The following is a 20,695-nucleotide window of genomic DNA, read 5'->3' as shown; positions in this document are numbered from 1 at the left end:
GCAGATAACCGCAGCCTTGCTGGGTATAAATATTAATTACGCCCTTTCCAGGAAGTGCTGCAGATTGATTGCAAATAGTTAAGCGCTCTTTCCATATAAAAATCAGGACGGTCCGGGTTATCGTTGGCCAGCTCGTAGCCTGCTGTATTTTTTAAATCACTATTCCATAATTTTGTGAGCTCTTCCTGATATGAAACTGGAATAATATGCTCTATAAAATGATGAATTGCCGCAGCATTAAAGCCTGCATCTCTATATTTACTAATAATTTCTTTTGCTTCTCTTTTGAGTAGTGTTGATTTTAATGGCAGCTCGGTTGCCGCTAATAAAAATAGCGTTGCAATACATTGCTCGTCATTATCATTACTTATTTTTCTCCAATGCTTAGCTATTTCATAATCACGACTGCTAATTTCGCTGATATCTGCATCAAGAATATAATAGGTTTCGGGCACAAATAGAGCCGCCTTGATTTTGGCCAGCTCGAATGCCATAAATTCTGCCATTTCTGCCTGGGCCGTGCTTTGTACCCGGGCAGGTGCGCTGCTAAAAAACAGATTAAATCGATCTGCATTTAGGCTGGATTTTTTTGCTGATTTAATAAGCTTATCGATTTCTGTACGATTAGGCAGTTTAAATTTTGCATCCTTAACAAACAGAATCAGCATTGCTGTTTGAATCAACGATTTAGCATCGCAGAATTCTCTGGCAGGTAAGGAAAGCGCTTTTGCAAGCCAAGCTCCTAGCTCTATTTTTTGCTGGTACTGCTGTCTTTGTTTTATTTCTTCAAAATATTTAGCAAAGGAAATATGCTCTTGCGCCGTTTGCTGATTCAGATAATTTATTGCGTCTTCACCCGATTTACCCAGCAGTAAAGTATCCTGCGGCATTGCATGCAATTTTCTGAGCATATCTGCACCCGCTTTAGAGTGGGATAGCAGGGTATTTTTGCTTAAAGATAGCGCTGCAAGCCGCAGATCACCTTTAGAAACTTCCTCCAGATAGAGGCTGATTAAATTAACCATCCGGGTGAGTGATAATTCAATATCCGGGCGCAGATAGGCTGTGCCAAAATAATTGGCAATCTGCACCATGCCCTTGGCTAAATCAGTTTGAATCAGGGTTAATTTTTCGCTTGAAATAAGCCCTTCAGCTACACCATGGCTAAGGGCCTTATCAAAAAATCTGCGACTATCAATGGTGGATAATGCGGTAGAGGCTGTGCTCATACTTTCCCTTTAAATTGCAGATTCTTCGGCGTCACTTTCAAGATCAATTATTTTGAGCAGATCTTCAATCATTGTGCTGTTTGCAGTCTTATTTTCGGTTTTCAGGTATTTACTAAGCACCCGGCCTTGCAGCTCAAGAATCAGATGATCAAATGCATCAGGTAATTCATGAAATAAGACCCAAATGGTTTCTTTCCAGTCGCTGTCGGCGATTTCTGCGCGCGATATATTCCATTTTAATTTATCGATAATATGTTCTGTCGAGTGAAAGACTTCAAAAAATTCTTTAATTTCATCAATACTGCTACTGCCGTCGTCAGAGATAAAAGGGAGTACTGCAGTAGTATTACTGGCATGCAGCACAAAATTAAAAACATCTTCGTGAAAATCATGGAAGTAATCTGCAAGGGTTTCTATTCCTGCCGGTTTGTTTTCATAGATGGCTTCCAGGTATTCTTCGGCGGAATCCGAATGCTTGTAAATCACAACATTCATCATGGCGCGTAATTTATCTTTCGTGCGATCACCATACTGTGAGTCTAAAACAATGGCACGGGCAAATTGCTCGGGCGTAACCATTAAGCTGAGTACAGATTCTTTAGATGAATCATATTCACGCATAATGGCTAGCAGGTCTTTGGCTGGCACGTCTTCCAAAATTTCAGCAAGTGCATAATCACCCTGCTGATCCGCAATATCGGATAGTGTTTTTTCTGCACCATTAATATCGCCAACTAAAATTAATTTTGATGCATTAATAATTGCTGGATGCATTCGAAATCCTTTATCTCTGATTAAATTGCACGGCTAAGCCGTATTGAGCAGGGCAGGTCGATGCGCTTAGTTAATTGTTGTTTTCCGTTTCTACTGATTCAAAACCCTGTTCGCTCAGCCAGTTTGAGCCTGATTCATCCAATTGTAATGCTCCGTCTTCGTCATTATCCTCTTCATTTTCAATAATTTCGGGCTGGGGATAATGGCCGTGTGCGCCATTGCTGCGCATAAACTCTAATGCAGCGGCCATGACCATAAATAGATCACCCCCTTCTGTATTTAAAATGGCATCAATTAATTTTTCTGCCCAGCTGGCAATATTCAGGTGTTTGCTAAGTTCATTCCAGGAAATAAAGTCATCGCCATAGCCTTCAGGCTCACTAAAAATAATGCCCTGCATGATTTTAGGGTTATTAAAACCGAAAGCATTATAGAAAATAACGGTAACCATTTCCGGAGCAAATTCAATCATTGGCAGGATGTGTTCAATTTCCTGACGTTTTTCATTAAGCCGCTTTGCAAGGGCCGATTTTCCTTCGGAATCGCTGGATAAATCGTCAAGCTCGGCTTCGTAACTGGTGTAAAGGTCAGTGAAGTACGGGGAAATATTCACAAGGTAATTCCTTTAATATATTTTTCAGCAATTTCGCGGGCAACTTCTAATGGATTATCGATCAGGCTGCGCTGCCGGTAGTCGTCGTAAGCCTGGCGGCGGCTTGTATCCGCCAGTACTTCATATGCTTCCTGAATGGCTCTGAATTGTGCGACTGCGGCGGGGTCCGGGTTTTTATCCGGGTGGTAGCGCGCTGCATTTTTTCGGTAAGCGGATTTGATTAAATCAATGCCAGCGGTGGGTGGAACGCCTAATTTTGCATAATGATCTTGAATAACAGACATGTGGGCTTTCTTTCCTGGTGTGCATTAGAGGTCTTATTAAGCGCTGGCTGATGCCGAGCAGAGCATCTCAGATGCGTCTTTTCTGCAAAGATGCGGGTTATGCCGCGTTTATATTCAGGGTCGATTTTGTGCGTATTTTAAACGAAAAACGACAGGCTGCCCTTGCAATATCAACTACTTATTGCAAAGGCAAGCCAGCTTGCCGGGCGCTGGGTTGATCTTGGAGTAAATTGACTGCCAGCTGATCCATCGTGATCAGGTCCGCTGACGTTGGGTTTACAGCTGCGCCGAGCCGGAAATCAAGTGCCAGCAGGCTCTGGTGGGCGCAATTTACCAGATAGAAATCCATCCCGTATCGATGCTAATTACACTGCATGGCTTGATTACTTATGTGCAGGCAAGGGTGCCGTAATATGACAAAAAAATACTCTTTTGAGCAAAAGAGAATAGATTTTCTGTCAGTTTTGTTAGCTTATAGACGCTCGCTTGCGACTTTTTGCCACTGGTGTAAAGAGTTTAGTAAGTTATTATGTGACCACCTATCGGGTACCGCATAATGCGATGTAATAATTAAAGTGGTTGAAAATAGTGATCATTGCAAGAAAAGTGAAAGAAGATGCACAAAAAAACTGTGATGCTATCTTGGGTGGGTAGCGATGTTTTTAAATGGATAGCGTGGCGCAGGCCGGTAGATCTTGCAGATGGATCAATGTATGCAAAGCGATGAGTTGCCCCGAAAGTCCTCTGTTTACGGCAGCGGCTCGGAAGGATCTGATACCAGCCGGCTATTTAAATACCAGCCGGGTGTAGCGCAATCTGTGGTTATTGCCTTGTCGTGCAGATGTCTGTGCATTTTTAGCTCGGAGAGGCTGCATGCAAAATGTTAACCAGGCGCATCGGCGTAAAGTGCTGACTGCCTTTGCCAGGCTGGGTGTTTTAGGTGCGCTGGGGCCGCTTGCCTGGGCGGGGGCTGGTAAAGATAAATTTGCGGTTGGTTTTATTTATCATGGCGCTCCCAATGATCTGGGATACAACCAGGCCCATGCCATGGGGGCCCGTGCAGTTGCCGCGCTTAACAATGTAGAGATTCATGAGCTTAGCCATATCCCAGAAACAAAAGAGGTACTTGCCGCAATTACGCTGCTAATTGAGCAAAAGCATTGCCGCATTATATTTGCCACTTCTTATGGTTATTTTAATTCTTTTGTTCTTGAAGCTGCCCGGCAATATCCGGATGTCGTGTTCTTGCATGCCGGGGCAGTTTATAGGCAGGGGGCCTACCCGGGAAATGTTGCTACTTATTTTGCCTACACTGAAGAGGCTCAGTATGTGAGTGGTCTGGTGGCAGGCTTGATGAGCGCGGGTGGGCGCATGGGTTTTATTGCTGCCAAGCCCATTCCCCAGGTTTTACGTAATGTAAATGCTTTTATGCTGGGTGCACGAAAGGCCAATCCTCAGGCGGTAATGACGCTGCTGTTTACGGGGGAATGGAGTAATACCCAGAAGGAAACGGCTGCTTTTAATGAGCTCCTGGATAAGCAGATTGATGTAATCACTTGCCATATTGATTCTCCGGCTAAATTGGCGGCTTTGTGCGAGGCAAAAGGGGTGTATTTCTGTGGTTACCATTTTGACCAGAGCACGATTGCCCCCAGGTTTTTATTGACGGGGGCAGAGTTCGACTGGAGTCACCTCTATCCTGATTATGTGCAGAGAATCATGTCAAAAAAAGACTGGCCACGATCTGTCCGTACGGGTTTTGCAGGTGGATTAATGCACAGCAGTCCCTATGGCCCGCTTGTTCCTTCGCTTGTCCGGGCTGAGGCAGACCGGCAGCGTGAAATGTTAAAAAGCGGCAAGATGACTATTTTTACAGGCCCCTTGAAAGATAACACTGGCAAATTGCGGATTGCTCAGGGGCAGAAATTTGCAAGCACGGCATTGGAATTAGAAAAAATGTATTGGCTGGCAGAAGGAATTATTGGCGATTTACCCCGTTGACACTGCCTGGGGCAAGCCGGGCCTGTGTAAGGTTGATTTACTTTATGGGTGTCGCATGGTGAAAGAGTTGCTGCGTAAATTAATGCAGGTATTGGTTAACTTTCCCTTAACTGTGAAATTTATGCTGCTGCCTTTTATTTTTACGCTGGCCTTGCTTACTGTCACGGTGGTAGGGCAGGGGCAGGGCGAGAGTGCACGTCAGGCTGCGCGCCAGCTGGGCCAGGTCACCCTGCCTAATATCTCGGTAGTAAGTCGCTTGGCTCTGGAGCTTTCACATATTCAGATTGATTTGCAGCGATTAGTGCTGTGGGAGACCAATTTTTTTGATAAATCGTCTATTGCCCGTTTAAGAGCCAGTTTGCGGGCTCAGACAGAGAGCTTACGAAGAGAAACCGGGCTTCTAAAGCAATACAAGCTGGATGCTCAATTAATTAAAGATATTGAACATTTTTTGGGCGACACCGAGCGAAGCGCCAGTCTGGTGAGTATTGATATTGCTGCAGGCAGCCTTGCTGCCGAGGGGGTTACGACTCACTACACCTTGCTGCGCGGAAAGCTTAACGATTACGTGAGAAATGCCGATTTGCTGGCCAATCAGCATATTGCCAATGTGCTGTCCGAGGCGGAGCACGCGCGAATGCTGGCTTGGTCAATTGTTGTGCTTGTCAGCCTAGGGTCTATCATTATTTCTGTTTTACTGGCTCGCGTAATTGCCCGGCCTATTTGGGATATGACGCAGGTGATGAAGCAGCTGGCAGAAGGGCAGTCTTCGCTGGAAGTCGCTGGACTTGAGCGCAGAGATGAAGTGGGTGCGATGGCCGCAGCGCTGGAGGTTTTTCGTTGTAACGCGATCCAGTTGAATGCCACACAACAAGATTTACGCAATGCACAGGCAAGGCTCAATGCGGCAGTGCAATCAATGTCTAGCGGCTTTGTGGGTTTTGATGCACAGCAGCAACTGATTATGGTGAACGAAGCATTTGCCCGTTTGGTTGAAGTTCCGCCTGATGTGCTCCTGGAGCTGGATCTGGAAGGAATGATGCAAAAGATTTCCGAAGTTCATCATGGCAGAGCAGACTGGATGATCCGGAAAGTGGACTGGCTGGGTGCAGGGCTGGGAAGCATCGAGGTCCGGCTTGGCGAGCGCTGGCTGCAGCTGGGCCGCAATTGTATCCCCGGAGGCGGTAATGTTGTGGTGCTGACTGATATTACCGCGCGGCGCGAGCTGGCTGCCGTGCAAAAAAATGCAATGGAGCAAGCTGAAGAAGCCAGCCGGGCTAAAGGTGATTTTTTAGCACGCATGAGCCATGAAATCCGCACGCCTTTAAACGCCATTATTGGCATGAGCCGGTTGGCTTTGCGCACTGCTCTGGATGTTCAGCAGCGAAATTACGTTGAAAAAGCGTTGATTGCCGGTGAAAACCTGTTAGGGCTGATTAATGATATTCTCGATTTTTCAAAAATTGAAGCCGGTAAGTTAAGTTTGGAAACCGTGCCATTCAATTTAAAAACCACTTTAGAAAATGCATCCAGCCTGATTACGCCCAAAACAGAGAGTAAAGGCGTCGCTGTTATCTTACAGGTGGCCAGAGGTGTGCCCCGGTATTTGATGGGAGACCCTTTGCGGCTGGGCCAGATCCTGATTAATCTGGCAGATAATTCGGCTAAATTTACCGAGCATGGCGAGATTATTATTACTGTTACGGCGCAGGAGTGTAAGCCTGATCATGTGCTTTTGCATTTTTCCGTGAGCGACACCGGTATTGGCATGAGCCCTTCACAGCTGGATGGATTATTTCAGGCATTTACACAGGCTGATGGCTCGATTACCCGTAAATATGGCGGCACAGGTCTGGGGCTTTCTATTGTGCGGCAGCTCGTGGAGCTAATGGGCGGTGACATTACGGTTACCAGCGAAGTGGGCAAAGGGAGCTGTTTTAATTTTTGTATCGAGCTGGGTATTTGCCATGACTTTCCCGAAAAAATAGCTTATTCAGCAGATAACCTGGATAAATTATATCTGTTGCTTGTGGATGATAATGCCGCTTCACGCGAATTACTGGGGGATATGCTTTCATCTTTTGGAGTGCAATATCAGCTTGCCGATTCCGGAATTGCTGCATTGATTGCGCTGGACAAAGCGAAAGAAAATGGTCGCTCTTTTGATCTGGTATTACTGGATTGGCATATGTCCGGTATGGATGGTATTGAAACGGCGCAGCGTATCCGGCAGCAATCTGATCTTATTAAAATGCCTGCCATTTTAATGGTGACTGCGTATTCAAAAGATGATTTAAAAAAGCAGTCCAGCGGCCTTGATATTGATGGATTTTTAACAAAGCCAATTAATTCATCCCAGCTATTTAATTGTATTAATGATGCGCTCTATGGCGGATTAGCAGCCCGAAGCTTGCCTGATCATTCTGCTGGATTCGATAGCAGCTTGCTGCCATTAAAAGGCGCACGGGTTTTACTGGTGGAAGACAATGAAATTAACCGCGAAGTTGCGCTGGGTATTTTAGCTGAGGTCCCTGTTATTGTTGATATTGCCATCAATGGGTATGAAGCGATTCATAAAGTAAGCACAGTGCATTATGATTTAGTCCTGATGGATATCCAGATGCCTGAATTGGATGGGCTCAATGCCACAGAGCAGATTCGCGCTCTGGGCTATACGGAGCTGCCAATTATTGCTATGACGGCCCATGCGATGAGCGGGGACAGACAGCTTAGTTTGCAAGCGGGCATGAATGGGCATATCACCAAGCCGATCAATCCTGATCTTCTAATTGGAGTATTGCTGCACTGGATTAACCCTGTCAGTTTGCATTGCCGCGATATATCCGGTGTGCCGGATGAGGTCGCGCTGGAGTTTGCAAAGAGCCAGAATAAAGAACTGGCCTCATTGCCGGATATTGCAGGGGTAAACTGGTCTGTCGCGCTGGCCAGATCCTCCGGTGATTTTCTACGGCTTTCTAAAATTATTGAATTATTTCGTAAAGACGCTGCCCGGCTGCTGCCTGCGCTGGAGTCTGCATTTGCCATCGTCAATACGGATGAGTTACAGCAGCTTGTGCATAGTGTGAAATCAACTTCTGCTTATCTGGGAGCTGAAGAGGTGAGTGCCAGGGCAGGGGCTATCGAGGAGGCGTTACGCTCAGCGCATACAGATATCGCGCTGGCGCAGGTGCCAGATCTGATCGCAGCTTTGCGTCTCTTGTTTGAAGGGCTATCTTTATTTACTTCGCATGCTATGGCGCCCGTTTTGCCTGATCCGGCAGTAATCTCAGGCATAATTAACCAATTACGTATTGATTTACAGGCCGATGATGTAAAGGCTGAAGATGCGTTTCATTGTTTGCAGCTTGCGCTATTTGCGCAAAATAGTGATTCGGATATTAAGTTCACTCTGGATGTGATCTACAAGGCTATTGTTGATTTGGAATACGCCGAAGCGCTGGATGAATTAAATCGATTTGTTTTGCAACGACCGGAACTCTTGCAAATAAATATACTGAGTGAGGATGTATGAGTGAAACTTCACCGCAAAAAATATTGATCGTTGATGATGCGCCCATTAATCGAAAGGTTCTTGGTGAGTTGCTCAAAAATGAGCATATGGTGATTATGGCAAAGAGCGGTGAGCAGGGTTTGGAAAAAGCAATTCAGCATATTCCGGATTTGATTTTGCTGGATGTAATGATGCCGGATATGGACGGCTACGAAGTATTGCAGCGTTTAAAAGCAAATCCGGCCACGATGGGTATTGCCGTGATTTTTATTACTGGTCTGGATCGGCCTGAAGACGAGGCGCGCGGGCTGGAAATGGGGGCTTCTGACTATATTACCAAGCCGTTTCATGCCACTGTGGTTCGGGCCAGAGTCGCGTTGCATCTGCGCCTGGCACGGCAGCATCGCTTACTGGAGTCACTCGCCAATATTGATGCACTGACAGAAATCCCTAATCGTCGTCAGTTTGACCAGACTTTTGCTTACGAGTGCCGCCGCTGTGCACGGGCTGGCTGTGCTTTGTCTATTGCGCTGCTCGATGTTGATTTTTTCAAGCAATATAACGATTGCTATGGTCATGCCATGGGCGATAGAGCGCTGCATAGTGTGGCTTCGGTACTGCGTTATGGTTTGGGAAGAGGCGGGGATATGGGCGCGCGCTATGGCGGAGAGGAATTTGTGCTGGTTATGCCGGACACCGACAATATCGGTGCAATTATGCTTGCAGATAAATTGCGTTATGACATCGAATTATTGGCTTTACCCCATAAAAAATCCAGAGCAGCAGGTGTTATCACGGTCAGTATTGGGATCGCTACTGCACAGGGGGAGCAGCTCTCTTTCCCGGAAAATATTTTAAAACTAGCAGATGAACGCCTGTATCAGGCTAAAGCTGGCGGCCGCAACCGGGTGTGTGGCGAAGATGAGTAGTACACACATTTTCAATTTAATGCCGGTACTATGGCTGATGAAATGATCTCCAAGGTTTGGTAAATAGCTCATTTCAGGCAAAATGCCTGCCCGATATCTAATTAGCCATCATTGGCCTGCAAATCAAGTTTTGCATTCAGGCAATGACCCGCCAATAAATACTATCCCCTGAACGTTAAAATAGAGTGGCTGCGTTATCCGGCCACGGACAAGTGATGCGTCACTGTTTTGTATCTGCCTGTCCAAAAAAAGGGGCATTGGCATTGTTTCGCTTTGTTACCCAATCGCAAAACCATCAGGCGCTGCTGGAAAATGTAGTGTTTTAGCTCACCCACCAGGCGGGTTGAGCACGGATGTAAGTACAGTGGCGTAAGGACGTTAAGGGAACAAACAGGTAATAATGTAGGTAAATGCATTTGATTCGCATCAGATACGAAAATCATCGATTTAATATATTTATGCCATCGGGATGCAATTGGTCAGGCAGACAAACCCGTTTACTTTGAATTTCTGGCAATTTTTGTAATATTTCGGTGAATAAAATGACTTTTTCAACTAGAAATTATTCAGATTATATGGCAGGGATAGTATTTTGTAAGAAAGCTTGCCTATTTTTAAATGTAGCAAGCTGTAAGTAACATAAGTATTTTGCAATATGACGCAAAAATGCAGTAGGTTAAAAATAGAGGTAAACTCTTTGCCATGACATTTAAAAAATATGTCATATAAGTTTACAGTAGGAAGTTTGAAATACAATGCAGCTATCTTCTTGGCTAATAAGGGCTCAATAAGTAAGGATCTTGTGATGTGGTTTCGCGTTGGTTTGCTGGGTTTGTGTTCTTTAAATTATGCACAAGCTGCTTATGGGCCTGAAGACACAGTAAAGTTGAATGTCAATTTAGCATCCCAGTACGATAGTAATTTGTTCAAATTAGCTGAAAATATAGAAAATACGCAAACTCGTGAAAATGGGCACAAAGCAGATTTACGTTTAGATAGCAAAGTGAGTGGCCAATTAGATTTAATTCTGTCTCGCCAGCTGCTTCACGCCAATGCAGATATTAGCCAGATTAATTACCGGAATTTTAGTGAGTTAAATCACAATGAGTGGAATGTAGGCTTGGCGTGGGATTGGCTGCTAGGCAGCCGTTTAAGTGGCCAGCTAAGTGCAAAAGCTTCAAATAGAATGTCTTCATTCGAAGACGATCTATTTGCGGCTCAGGGTAATCGTGTATTGGATATGCAGCGCCAGAATAGTGTGGACTGGCAGGGGATATTGAAATTAAAAAGTACGCTTTCAATCATTGCTACGGCAGGGATAAGTACCGAAGAGCATGATTTAAAAAAATTTATTGATGCTAAAAACAATACTGCCAGTTTAGGTCTGCGTTATCAAACGGCAAAAGGCAATTATATTTCGCTTCGGCATGGCTGGCGAAAATATACCTATGATATTGATTTACCCTTCAGAGCAGGTTTTACCGAGCAAACAAGTTCGGTTAATTTAGGGTACTCTCCCAGCAATAAATTAATCATCAGTTCTTCATTAGGCCTAAGTCACTGGGTTTCGGCATTTAATGATCAAAGTCAAAATACGCCACAATGGGATCTGGGGCTGGCATGGCAGGCGACGGATAAAACATCATTAAAGATAGGTTATGGGCAAAGTTTTTCGGAGTTTACCAGTGGCGCTGGGCGCAATCTGGATCGGCATATGAATATAGGCGCAAAGTGGGCGATGACGGCTAAGATGGATTGGAATATTGATGCTGATCGCAGAGAGCGCAGTTTTGAAGCGGCAGGTGGCAATGCACAGAGAAATGAAAATACTAATAGCTTACGTATAGGGTTAAATTATAAGGCTTTACTGCCATTAACCATTACAAGCTATGTTCGGGCAGAGCAGAGAAACAGTGAGGTGATCAATGGTAATTATAAAGACTACCAGCTGGGGCTGAATGCGAGGTTTGATTATTGATTTTTAGTGAAATTAAAATTAATGATGCTTTAATGTTATTAAAGACTATTTGCACCTAAAGGTATTGAATATTTTGAATGATTCAGTAGAAAACATTGATCAAATGATGGATAAGAATACACTAGAAGCTAATATTGTTGCGGCTCCTAGCCTGCTTGCGGATCGTTTTCGCGAATTTTCAAACGTAGCGCCTTTTATTAGTTTTTTCAAGTTATTTATTGACCCTATTCTGGTTGTTGTATCTTTTTATCTAATTGCTATTCCTTTTAATATTGCAATGGATGGCTATGGATTTATTCTTGCAACACTCGCGTTTTTACTTACCGCATTATTGCTAGATGGCATGTTTTTATTTATGCCGGGTTATTCAAGATCCTGGCTGGGCTTGGGGCGGTTTATTGCGGAATGGCTGGCAGTTGTTGCCGCACTGGTTCTGATTGGAAGAATTTCCGGATTTATAGATTATTATTACCCGCCATTTATTATTACCTGGTTTATTGCTTCCCCTTTAGTATTGATTCTGGTTCACATAGCAATCCGTGTTTATGTATTGAGGGTGGATTCGGGAGAGAATGCAGAGCGCAGTAAAGTGGTTGTGGTTGGGGTAAATCAGCCTAGCCAGTTTCTGGTAAAAAGTATTCATGATGAGCCATTTTTAAAAATGGATTTCATGGGATATTTTGATGACAGAGCCATAAGCCGTTTACCTAAAAGTGCTACACCACATCTAAAGGGCAGCCTGGATATGCTGCCGGAATATATAAAAGAGCATGGCATAAAAAAAATCTATATATCTTTACCTATGAGCTCGCAGCCTCGTGTGCTCGAGCTGATTGACGAGCTAAAAGACAGTACGGCTTCTATTTACTTTATTCCTGATCTGTTTGTTTTCGACCTGATTAATGCCCGTTTTGATAATGTGGCCGGGATGCCTATTGTCGCTATTTGTGAAAGTCCGTTTATGGGTTTAAATGGTGTAATTAAAAGAATCAGTGATGTTGTTTTATCCCTGTTTATTTTACTTATGATCTGGCCTGTACTTGCCACCATTGCTCTGGCCGTTAAATTAACATCTGCCGGGCCTGTATTTTTCAAGCAGCGTCGCTATGGTGAAAATGGTGATAGCGTGCTTGTTTACAAATTCAGATCAATGACGGTAATGGAAGATGGTGACCGGGTGGTGCAGGCCACTAAAAATGATCAGCGCTTAACGCCTATAGGCAGTTTCTTGCGCAAATCATCTTTGGATGAGTTGCCACAGTTTATCAATGTATTGGAGGGAAAAATGAGCATTGTTGGCCCCAGGCCTCATGCAAATGCTCATAATGAGCAATACAGAAAACTGATCAAAGGCTATATGATTCGTCATAAGGTTAAGCCTGGTATTACTGGCTGGGCACAGGTAAATGGTTTTAGAGGGGAAACAGATACACTGGATAAAATGCAAAATCGTATTAAATACGATTTGGATTATTTGCGTAACTGGTCTGTCTGGCTGGACTTGAAGATTATTGTATTAACGGTTGCTGTTATTTTCCGTGATAGAAATGCATATTAAAACTTAACTTAAAATAAATAATAGGGAATTCATCGTGTTTAAAACAAAAATGAAGCCACTGGTTTTAATGGTTGCAGCTGTGGCATTACTGGCAGGGTGTGGTAATAAAGAAGAAAAAAAATCTCCAAGTCAGGTTTTGGCAACAGTAAATAAAACAGAAATCACTGTGCATCAGTTAAATACGCTGCTGGGGCGTGTGCAGGCTGCAACACCAGCGATGAAGCAGCAAATGCTTGATCAATTAATTGATCAGGAATTATTAGTACAAAAAGCCGCCGAGCTTAAATTAGACAGAGAGCCTAATGTTTTGCAATCTATTGAATCAGCAAAACGTCAGATTCTGGCACAGGCTGCGGCAGAGCGGGTGTTGGGTAAACCGGAAGCCTTAAAGCCGGCTGATATTGATAAATTTTATAATGAAAATCCGGCTTTATTTTCCGAACGTAAAAATTATGAATTTGCTGTATTTAGTATCGATAAAAAATCTTATAACGAGGGTTTGACCAAACAGCTGGATAGTGCAGGTAGCGTGCAGCAGATTAAAGGCATTTTTACAGCTGAGCAGATTAAATTCAGCGAAAATGAAGTAAAGCGGACCGCAGAACAATTGCCTTTGGCTTTACTGCCAAAATTTTCTGCTATGAAATCAGGCGATATTATTACAATGCCTGAAGGGGATAAAGTAGTTTTACTCTTATTAAAAGACAGTGTTTTAGCTCCGGTTGCTAAAGAGAATGCATCGCCTTTAATTCAGCGTTATTTACAAAATGATAAAGTGCAGGTTGAGGCCAAGCTTAAAATGAAATCATTACGTGATGCTGCCAAAGTAACATATACACAAAAATTTGTAGAACAGGCTCCGGATGCAAGTAGTCCTGTGGCAACGACGGATGATGGAATTAAAGCAGGGTTGAAAGGATTAAAATAATGAAAATGACCCGGCTAGTAATTTTTGTTTGGGCATTATTCATAAGTTGCTTTGTAATTGCAGCGCCTAATACAGAGTATCGTCTAGGCCCGGGTGATATTGTAAAAATAAGTATCTATGACCATCCGGATTTAAGCACCGAATTGCAGCTTAATGATAAAGGTGCCGTTGCATTTCCTTTATTAGGTGAAATCAAGCTTTTAGGTTTGCAATATACGGAAGCAGAAGCGCTTATTGCGGGTAATTTGAAAAAAGGGGGGTTTGTTAACAATCCCAATGTAAGTGTGATGATTTCTCAATACCGCAGCCAGCGTATTGCGGTGATTGGCGAGGTGAATCGGGCAGGGCGTTATGCTCTGGAAGGGGCAACCGGGCTGATTGATTTAATTGCGATTGCCGGTGGGTTAAATTCGAGTGCTGGTGATGCAATTATCATCTTGCGTGGCCCGGAAAGGATCGAATATAGCCTGAGCCAGTCAATGAAATCATTAAACGAAAGCCAGCGAAATATGGCAATAGCAAGTGGTGATGTGGTTTATGTGCCGCGTGCTCAGCAATTTTATATTTACGGGGAAGTAAATCGCCCGGGCGTATTTCGTATGGAGCCTAAAATGACCGTTATGCAAGGCCTGGCTCTGGCCGGAGGTTTTAATCCCCGGGCATCGCAGCGCAGTATAGAAATTCATCGGGCGGATCAATACGGGGTAATTACAACAATAGAAGCAAAGCTGACTGATTTTTTATTAGAAAACGATACTATTTTTGTTCAGGAAAGTCTTTTTTAGTTGCCTGGTTTTTAGCTTTTCTGAATTGCCATGCATAGGTTGTGACCGTGCAATGGATTTGCGTGTGTTTAGCACTATATGTATCTTTTATTAAAGAGCACAATTTAATATGACACTTGAACAATTTATAAATATTTTACGTGCTAGGAAGAAAATAGGTATAAGCATATTCAGCGCTATTATTCTGGCAACTTTAGTCATTAGTTTTTTATTACCAAAGCAATACACCTCTACTGCTGCGCTGGCAATTGATGTTAAAGCAACTGATCCGGTAACAGGGCAGCAGGTTGCCGGTTTTCTGGCTTCCAGTTTTATGGCAACACAGGTTGAGATGATTGCCAGCCAGAATGCCGCATTAAAGGTTGTAGATGCATTGGGGCTGGTTAAATTACCGGAAGCACAGGCTCAGTTTCTGGAGGCCACAAAAGGAAAAGGTGATATTCGTAACTGGTTTGCAGAATCTTTGCTTAAGGGCTTAGAAGTTAAGCCCAGCCGGGAAAGTAATGTGATTAATTTATCCTATACGGCGACTGATCCCCAATTTTCTGCCTCTTTGGCTAATGCTTTTACTCAGGCATATATACGGACTACTGTTGATATCAAAATGGCTTCTGCTCAGCAGAATAATATTTTCTTCCAGGAGCAGTTAAAAACATTACAGGCAAATCTGGAAAAAACACAACGGAAATTATCAGAATATCAGCAGGAAAAAGGCATTGTGGCCACAGACGAGCGTCTGGATATTGAAATGCAGCGTCTGAATGAATTATCGAGCCAATTGGTGGGGGCTCAGGCTCAGACTTTTGATGCTCAATCACGCGCCCGAGGGGGGCAAACGGCACCGGATGTGTTGAATAATCCATTGATTTTGCAATTAAAAGGTCAGTTGTCAGCACAAGAGGCAAAATTAAAAGAGCTTGCCGTAAAAAATGGTCCTAATCATCCTCATTATCGCCAGGCTTTAGCAGAAGTGAGCGCTACACAGAGTCAGCTCAATACGCTGATGCTTCAATATTCAGGTGGTTTAAGCGGGGTTGCAGGAAATTCTCAATCACGGCAAGCGGCATTAAATCAGGCAATGAAGGCGCAAAAAGAGCGGGTATTGGAGTTGAAATCGGGCCGTGCCAATATCGATGTTTTGCAGCGTAATGTCGATAATGCACAGCGCAGTTATGATCAGGCGTTGCAACGCTTTAGCCAGACCATGTTAGAAAGCCGTGCCGATCAAAGCAATATTACAATTTTAAAATCGGCCACTGCTCCGCTCAGTCATTCAAAACCCAGAACATCATTAAATATGCTTTTAGCTGTTTTTGTGGGCTTATTACTTGCTGTTACATCTATTTTAATGCTTGAATTTTTAAATAGACGCGTACGTACCAAGGTTGATATTGAAAATTATCTAGGCTTGCACGTATTGGCCGAACTGGGTAAAGAAGATGCAAAAAAATTATTTGGAAATCAATATCAGGGTAAAAGAAGAGCCGCTGCAGGAGATCTCGCATAATGACTGCAGTAATTGAGAAAGCAGATTCAAGCAGTAATATCGGAAAATTATTACTGGATAATGGTAAGTTAGATAGTGCACAGGCTGAAAAAGTACTTCTTTTGCAAAAAGAAGAAGGGATACGTTTTGGTGAGGCGGCTATTCGCCTTGGATATATTAGTGAAGCTGATATTCAGCAGGTATTGGCGTTACAGTTTTCTTATCCATATTTACAAAAAGGGCAATCAAAACTTAGCAGCAGTTTAGTTGCTGCATATGATCCCTTCGATAAGATTGTTGAAGAGGTACGTTGCCTGCGCAGTCAGATTTTATTGCGCTGGATCGGTCTTGGCAATAAAAGTGTATTAATTGCATCATGCGATGAAGTGGCTGGTGAATTAATTGCAAATCTGGCGATTGTTTTTTCGCAATTGGGAGAAAAAACATTACTTGTTGATGCAAATTTGCGCCAGCCTCATCAGCATAATTTATTTGGTTTGCAAAACAGGCAGGGTTTAAGTGAAGTATTAGCTGGCCGGGTGCCTGTTCAGGCTGCAATTCAGCACGTAGATGGATTATTGGATTTAAGTATATTAACTGCCGGCACGAAGGCACCTAATCCTCAGGAGCTGTTATCTAAAGGAGATATGGGTGAATTTACCGCAGAATTAGAATCTGTTTATGATGTGATTTTATATGATGCACCATCCAGTGCGAAGGCCGCAGATGTGCAATTGCTGGCGGCAAGAACAAAAGGCGTAATTTTGGTAGCTGTACGCCATAAAACATCACTCAAAGATTTAGCTCAGTTGCGTGATCAATGTGAAATGGCTGGTGCTGAAGTATTAGGCTGTGTTTTATTAGGATCATAAATAATGAATTCACTTGCTTCTCGCTATATACCGCTATCAGTTGTGTCATGGTTTCGCTTGAATTATTTAGTGATGATCGGTGTTTTAATTCTATGCGTCCCTACCATTTTTGATTTAAGCCAGAATCTCTGGGAAACCCCGGAGCAGGGGCATGGGCCATTTATTTTAGCAATTATTCTGTGGCTTTTTTATAAAGCGAATACAGAAAGCCCTCCTGCTGAAGTTAGAAAAAATAATTTTTCTGGGTATAGTCTGTTTTTTTTAGGGGTCCTATTTTATATTTTTGGCCGATCCCAAGAAATCTGGCTATTTGAAGTAGGGGCTTTTATTCCTCTATTGTCAGGTCTCACTCTTGTTCTTTCCGGTAGTGCAGCGTTAAAAAAATACTTTTTTGCGATTTCATTTATTGTTTTTTTAATCCCATTGCCTGGTGTGGTGGTTGACAGCCTAACCAGCGGCTTAAAAAACCAGGTTTCACACTGGGCTGAAGTTTTACTCTACGCTGCTAATTATCCGGTGGCCCGCTCCGGGGTTATGCTGGTTGTTGGGCAATATCAGCTACTGGTTGCTGATGCGTGCTCGGGTATGAATTCGTTATTCAGTTTATTTGCCCTGGGGCTCTTATATATTCATATCGGTGGCTATGGTTTTAGCTGGCGCGGTGTTCTGCTTTTTTTATGTGTTATTCCCATTGCATTTATCGCCAATGTGATACGTGTGATGATTTTAATTTTAGTAACCTACCATTTTGGCGATGCGGCAGGGCAGGGATTTATTCATAGTTTTGCAGGGATGGTGGTCTTTGCGGTCGCGCTGTTTGCTTTTTTTATAACTGATCTTTTATTGGGGCTTGTATTTGTTAAAAAGGCCGAAAAACAATGATAACTAAAAGAGTAATCCTTTTTTTACTGATGGGATTAACAGGGCTGCTTACTTATATTGCTACGCCCAGAATTGTTATGGCTGATATTCATCATATTGATTTGGAAAAAATGGTTCCGCTTAGCTTTGATGGCTGGAAAAAAGAAGAAACCACGGTTAGTTTGGTAAAGGCCCCGGATATTGAAGCTGCTTTAAGCAAGTTGTATTCCAATTTATTAATGCGCACCTATATAAATAGTAAGGGGGAACGGATGATGCTATCCATTGCCTATGGCCCGGATCAGCGGGATAACGGAGGCAGACAGGTACACCGCCCTGAGGTTTGTTATCCAGCTCAGGGGTTTAATATTTCGCAAAATAAGACGGCAATATTTAGTTCTCCATTTGGAGATATTCCCGTCCGTCATTTAATTGCTAAACAAAATCAAAGGGTAGAGCCAATTACCTATTGGTTGACTGTTGGTTTAAAAGCTGTAAATAACACGACAAGTTTTAAGCTTAATCAATTATCCTATGGAGTAAAAGGCTATATTCCAGATGGGATGTTAATTCGCGTTTCAAGTATTGATGAAAATATTGATGAAGCTTATAAAAAGCAGGAAAATTTCTTAAAGAGTTTGGGCACAGCAATCTCTGAAAAAAATAGAAAAAATTTTGGTTTTAATTGAAATATATTTACTAGGGTTTTTATCATGTCACAAAAAAAAGTTGCACTGATTACCGGTATCACCGGCCAGGATGGTTCATATTTAGCTGAGCTCCTTTTAGAAAAGGGTTACGAAGTCCACGGTATTAAACGCCGTGCATCTTCCTTTAATACCCAGCGCGTTGATCATATTTACCAGGATCCGCATCATGGGAATAATAATTTTAAATTGCATTACGGTGATTTAACCGACTCGTCCAATTTAACGCGCATTTTAAAAGAAGTGCAGCCGGACGAGGTTTATAACCTTGCCGCTCAATCTCATGTGGCTGTGAGCTTTGAATCACCTGAATATACGGCTGATGTGGATGCTATGGGTACATTGCGTCTGCTAGAAGCCATTCGTTTTTTGGGGCTGGAAAAGAAAACGCGTTTTTACCAGGCTTCAACTTCCGAGCTATATGGTTTGGTGCAGGAAATACCGCAAAAGGAAACCACGCCATTTCATCCGCGCAGCCCCTATGCCGTAGCAAAAATGTATGCTTATTGGATTGTGGTTAATTACCGGGAAGCTTACGGGATGTATGCGTGTAATGGTATTTTGTTTAATCACGAAAGCCCGCGTCGTGGAGAAACATTTGTAACACGCAAAATAACCCGTGGCCTGGTTAATATTGCTCAAGGCTTAGAGAAATGCCTGTTTATGGGCAATATTGATTCCTTGCGTGATTGGGGCCATGCCCGTGATTACGTAAAAATGCAATGGATGATGTTGCAGCAAGAAACGCCGGATGATTTTGTGATTGCGACGGGTGTGCAATATAGCGTGCGTGATTTTATTCGCATGGCGGCCGAGGAGTTGGGAATTACTCTTTCATTTGAAGGCCAGGGCGTGGATGAAAAAGCAATTGTTGTTAAAGTTGAGGGTAATAAAGCACCGGCATTAAAAGCTGGCGATATTATTATGCAAGTTGACCCGCGATATTTCCGCCCTGCAGAAGTTGAAACACTATTAGGCGATCCTTCCAAGGCTAAAGAAAAATTAGGCTGGACTCCGGAAACTACACTGCCAGAGTTGGTAAAAGAAATGGTTGATCATGATTTAATTCAGGCATGCCAGCATGCTCTGCTTAAAACGCATGGTTATTCAATAGCCGTTTCAACCGAGCAATAAGATCAATCCGGGCACGGTGTGCCCGGTTTTTCTCTCTATTAAATTGAATAAATAAAATGTCCTATATCCTGCCTGAACATAAAATCTATATTGCCGGTCATCGTGGCATGGTTGGCGCTGCCATTGTGCGTGAATTAAATAAACAGGGTCTGAAAAATATAGTTACCCGCACTCATGCAGAATTAGACCTGACTAATCAGGCCGCAGTTGATGCATTCTTTGCGGCAGAAAAACCTGACTTTGTATTTTTAGCAGCAGCAAAGGTAGGGGGTATTCATGCAAATAATGTTTACCGTGGTGATTTTATTTATCAGAATTTAATGATTCAAAATAATGTGATTCATGCGGCTTACCAGCATGGTGTTAATCGTTTGATGTTTTTAGGTTCCAGTTGCATTTATCCTAAGGATTGTCTGCAGCCGATCAAAGAAGAATACCTTTTAACCGGTCCATTAGAGCAGACTAATCAGCCTTATGCCCTGGCCAAAATTGCCGGTATTGAAATGTGCTGGAGCTATAACCGTCAATATGGCACCCAGTATCTGGCGGTGATGCCAACTAATCTTTATGGCCCGGGGGATAATTATCATCCGGAAAACAGTCATGTGATTCCGGCCTTAATTCGTAAAGCGCACGAAGCCAAAGAAAGCGGTGCAAAAGAAATGATGGTGTGGGGCAGTGGCATACCGCGCCGCGAGTTTCTTTATTGCGAAGATATGGCCGAAGCCTGCGTTTATTTACTGAATTTGCCGGATACAGAATATAAACAGCAGTTAAATGATCAGCACCCGCCATTGATTAATATTGGTACGGGTGAAGATATGACGATTCGTGAATTAGCGAGCACTATTTGTGAAGTGGTGGGATTTAAAGGCGAGCTGGTTTTTGATGCCAGCAAGCCAGATGGCACAATGCGTAAATTGCAGGATGTAACTAAATTAAATCAAATGGGCTGGAAAGATAAAATGAAATTCAGTCGTGGTTTGGGTATTGCTTACCAAGAGTTTATTAAAAGATCAGGCATTTAGCATTTTAAAGGCGCAAT

The 20,695-nt window shown here is 43.1% G+C and carries 18 protein-coding genes; 13 read left to right on the top strand and 5 right to left on the bottom strand.

The window, feature by feature from the left end; all coding sequences use genetic code 11:
- Positions 1-32: 32 nt before the first annotated feature.
- The 5 genes from EJO50_RS10475 to EJO50_RS17175 all read right to left on the bottom strand — a co-directional run bounded on the left by EJO50_RS10475 (position 33) and on the right by EJO50_RS17175 (position 3,249).
- A complete protein-coding gene (locus tag EJO50_RS10475; protein WP_125973962.1) occupies positions 33-1,229 on the bottom strand; it encodes a hypothetical protein in 1,197 nt (398 codons plus the stop codon).
- Between the two features lie 9 nt (positions 1,230-1,238).
- Entirely contained in the window at positions 1,239-2,003 is a 765-nt protein-coding gene (locus EJO50_RS10470; RefSeq protein WP_125973960.1) for a hypothetical protein, read from the bottom strand.
- A 70-nt stretch (positions 2,004-2,073) separates the two neighbouring features.
- Entirely contained in the window at positions 2,074-2,616 is a 543-nt protein-coding gene (locus tag EJO50_RS10465) for a hypothetical protein (RefSeq protein ID WP_125973958.1), read from the bottom strand.
- The gene (locus EJO50_RS10460; RefSeq protein WP_206434369.1) at positions 2,613-2,900 is read right to left on the bottom strand and encodes a DnaJ domain-containing protein; all 288 of its coding nucleotides are present in this window, start codon (positions 2,898-2,900) and stop codon (positions 2,613-2,615) included. Before EJO50_RS10460 ends, EJO50_RS10465 begins: the two co-directional genes overlap by 4 nt.
- A gap of 178 nt (positions 2,901-3,078) precedes the next feature.
- On the bottom strand, positions 3,079-3,249 hold the full coding sequence (locus EJO50_RS17175) for a hypothetical protein (protein WP_164521489.1): 171 nt from the start codon (positions 3,247-3,249) through the stop codon (positions 3,079-3,081).
- A gap of 524 nt (positions 3,250-3,773) precedes the next feature.
- On the opposite strand from EJO50_RS17175, the gene EJO50_RS10455 reads away from it, so the two are divergent.
- From EJO50_RS10455 to EJO50_RS10395, 13 genes are all read left to right on the top strand, one after another.
- Positions 3,774-4,901: a BMP family ABC transporter substrate-binding protein gene (locus EJO50_RS10455; RefSeq protein ID WP_125973956.1), complete on the top strand. Its 1,128-nt coding sequence runs from the start codon at positions 3,774-3,776 to the stop codon at positions 4,899-4,901.
- A complete protein-coding gene (locus EJO50_RS10450; protein WP_125973954.1) occupies positions 4,882-8,433 on the top strand; it encodes a hybrid sensor histidine kinase/response regulator in 3,552 nt (1,183 codons plus the stop codon). The genes EJO50_RS10455 and EJO50_RS10450 overlap by 20 nt, the downstream gene beginning before the upstream one ends.
- Positions 8,430-9,341 carry a diguanylate cyclase gene (locus EJO50_RS10445; RefSeq protein WP_125973952.1) on the top strand — a complete coding sequence of 304 codons (912 nt, stop codon included), beginning with the start codon at positions 8,430-8,432 and terminating at the stop codon, positions 9,339-9,341. The genes EJO50_RS10450 and EJO50_RS10445 overlap by 4 nt, the downstream gene beginning before the upstream one ends.
- A gap of 805 nt (positions 9,342-10,146) precedes the next feature.
- The gene (locus tag EJO50_RS10440) at positions 10,147-11,319 is read left to right on the top strand and encodes an outer membrane beta-barrel protein (RefSeq protein ID WP_164521488.1); all 1,173 of its coding nucleotides are present in this window, start codon (positions 10,147-10,149) and stop codon (positions 11,317-11,319) included.
- Between the two features lie 73 nt (positions 11,320-11,392).
- On the top strand, positions 11,393-12,877 hold the full coding sequence (locus EJO50_RS10435) for an undecaprenyl-phosphate glucose phosphotransferase (protein ID WP_233702046.1): 1,485 nt from the start codon (positions 11,393-11,395) through the stop codon (positions 12,875-12,877).
- A 34-nt stretch (positions 12,878-12,911) separates the two neighbouring features.
- Complete coding sequence (locus EJO50_RS10430) at positions 12,912-13,805, top strand: EpsD family peptidyl-prolyl cis-trans isomerase (RefSeq protein WP_125973948.1); 894 nt, start codon at positions 12,912-12,914, stop codon at positions 13,803-13,805.
- On the top strand, positions 13,805-14,590 hold the full coding sequence (locus EJO50_RS10425) for an SLBB domain-containing protein (RefSeq protein ID WP_125973946.1): 786 nt from the start codon (positions 13,805-13,807) through the stop codon (positions 14,588-14,590). The genes EJO50_RS10430 and EJO50_RS10425 overlap by 1 nt, the downstream gene beginning before the upstream one ends.
- A 109-nt stretch (positions 14,591-14,699) precedes the next feature.
- Positions 14,700-16,097 (top strand): chain length determinant protein EpsF, encoded by a 1,398-nt coding sequence (epsF, locus tag EJO50_RS10420; RefSeq protein ID WP_125973944.1) that lies wholly within the window; start codon positions 14,700-14,702, stop codon positions 16,095-16,097.
- Positions 16,097-16,948: a polysaccharide biosynthesis tyrosine autokinase gene (locus EJO50_RS10415; RefSeq protein WP_125973942.1), complete on the top strand. Its 852-nt coding sequence runs from the start codon at positions 16,097-16,099 to the stop codon at positions 16,946-16,948. Before epsF ends, EJO50_RS10415 begins: the two co-directional genes overlap by 1 nt.
- Positions 16,949-16,951: 3 nt before the next feature.
- Entirely contained in the window at positions 16,952-17,830 is an 879-nt protein-coding gene (gene xrtB / locus EJO50_RS10410) for an exosortase B (protein WP_125973940.1), read from the top strand.
- Complete coding sequence (gene epsI, locus EJO50_RS10405) at positions 17,827-18,498, top strand: exosortase-associated protein EpsI, B-type (protein ID WP_125973938.1); 672 nt, start codon at positions 17,827-17,829, stop codon at positions 18,496-18,498. Before xrtB ends, epsI begins: the two co-directional genes overlap by 4 nt.
- 24 nt (positions 18,499-18,522) lie before the next feature.
- Positions 18,523-19,650, top strand: a complete 1,128-nt coding sequence (gene gmd, locus EJO50_RS10400) for a GDP-mannose 4,6-dehydratase (protein ID WP_125973936.1) — start codon at positions 18,523-18,525, stop codon at positions 19,648-19,650.
- A gap of 56 nt (positions 19,651-19,706) precedes the next feature.
- Entirely contained in the window at positions 19,707-20,678 is a 972-nt protein-coding gene (locus EJO50_RS10395; protein WP_125973934.1) for a GDP-L-fucose synthase family protein, read from the top strand.
- Positions 20,679-20,695 lie beyond the last annotated feature (17 nt).

The organism is Iodobacter ciconiae (assembly GCF_003952345.1).
GTDB classification, from domain to species: Bacteria; Pseudomonadota; Gammaproteobacteria; order Burkholderiales; family Chitinibacteraceae; genus Iodobacter; species Iodobacter ciconiae.
This window is presented reverse-complemented; position numbering and strand designations above follow the sequence as displayed.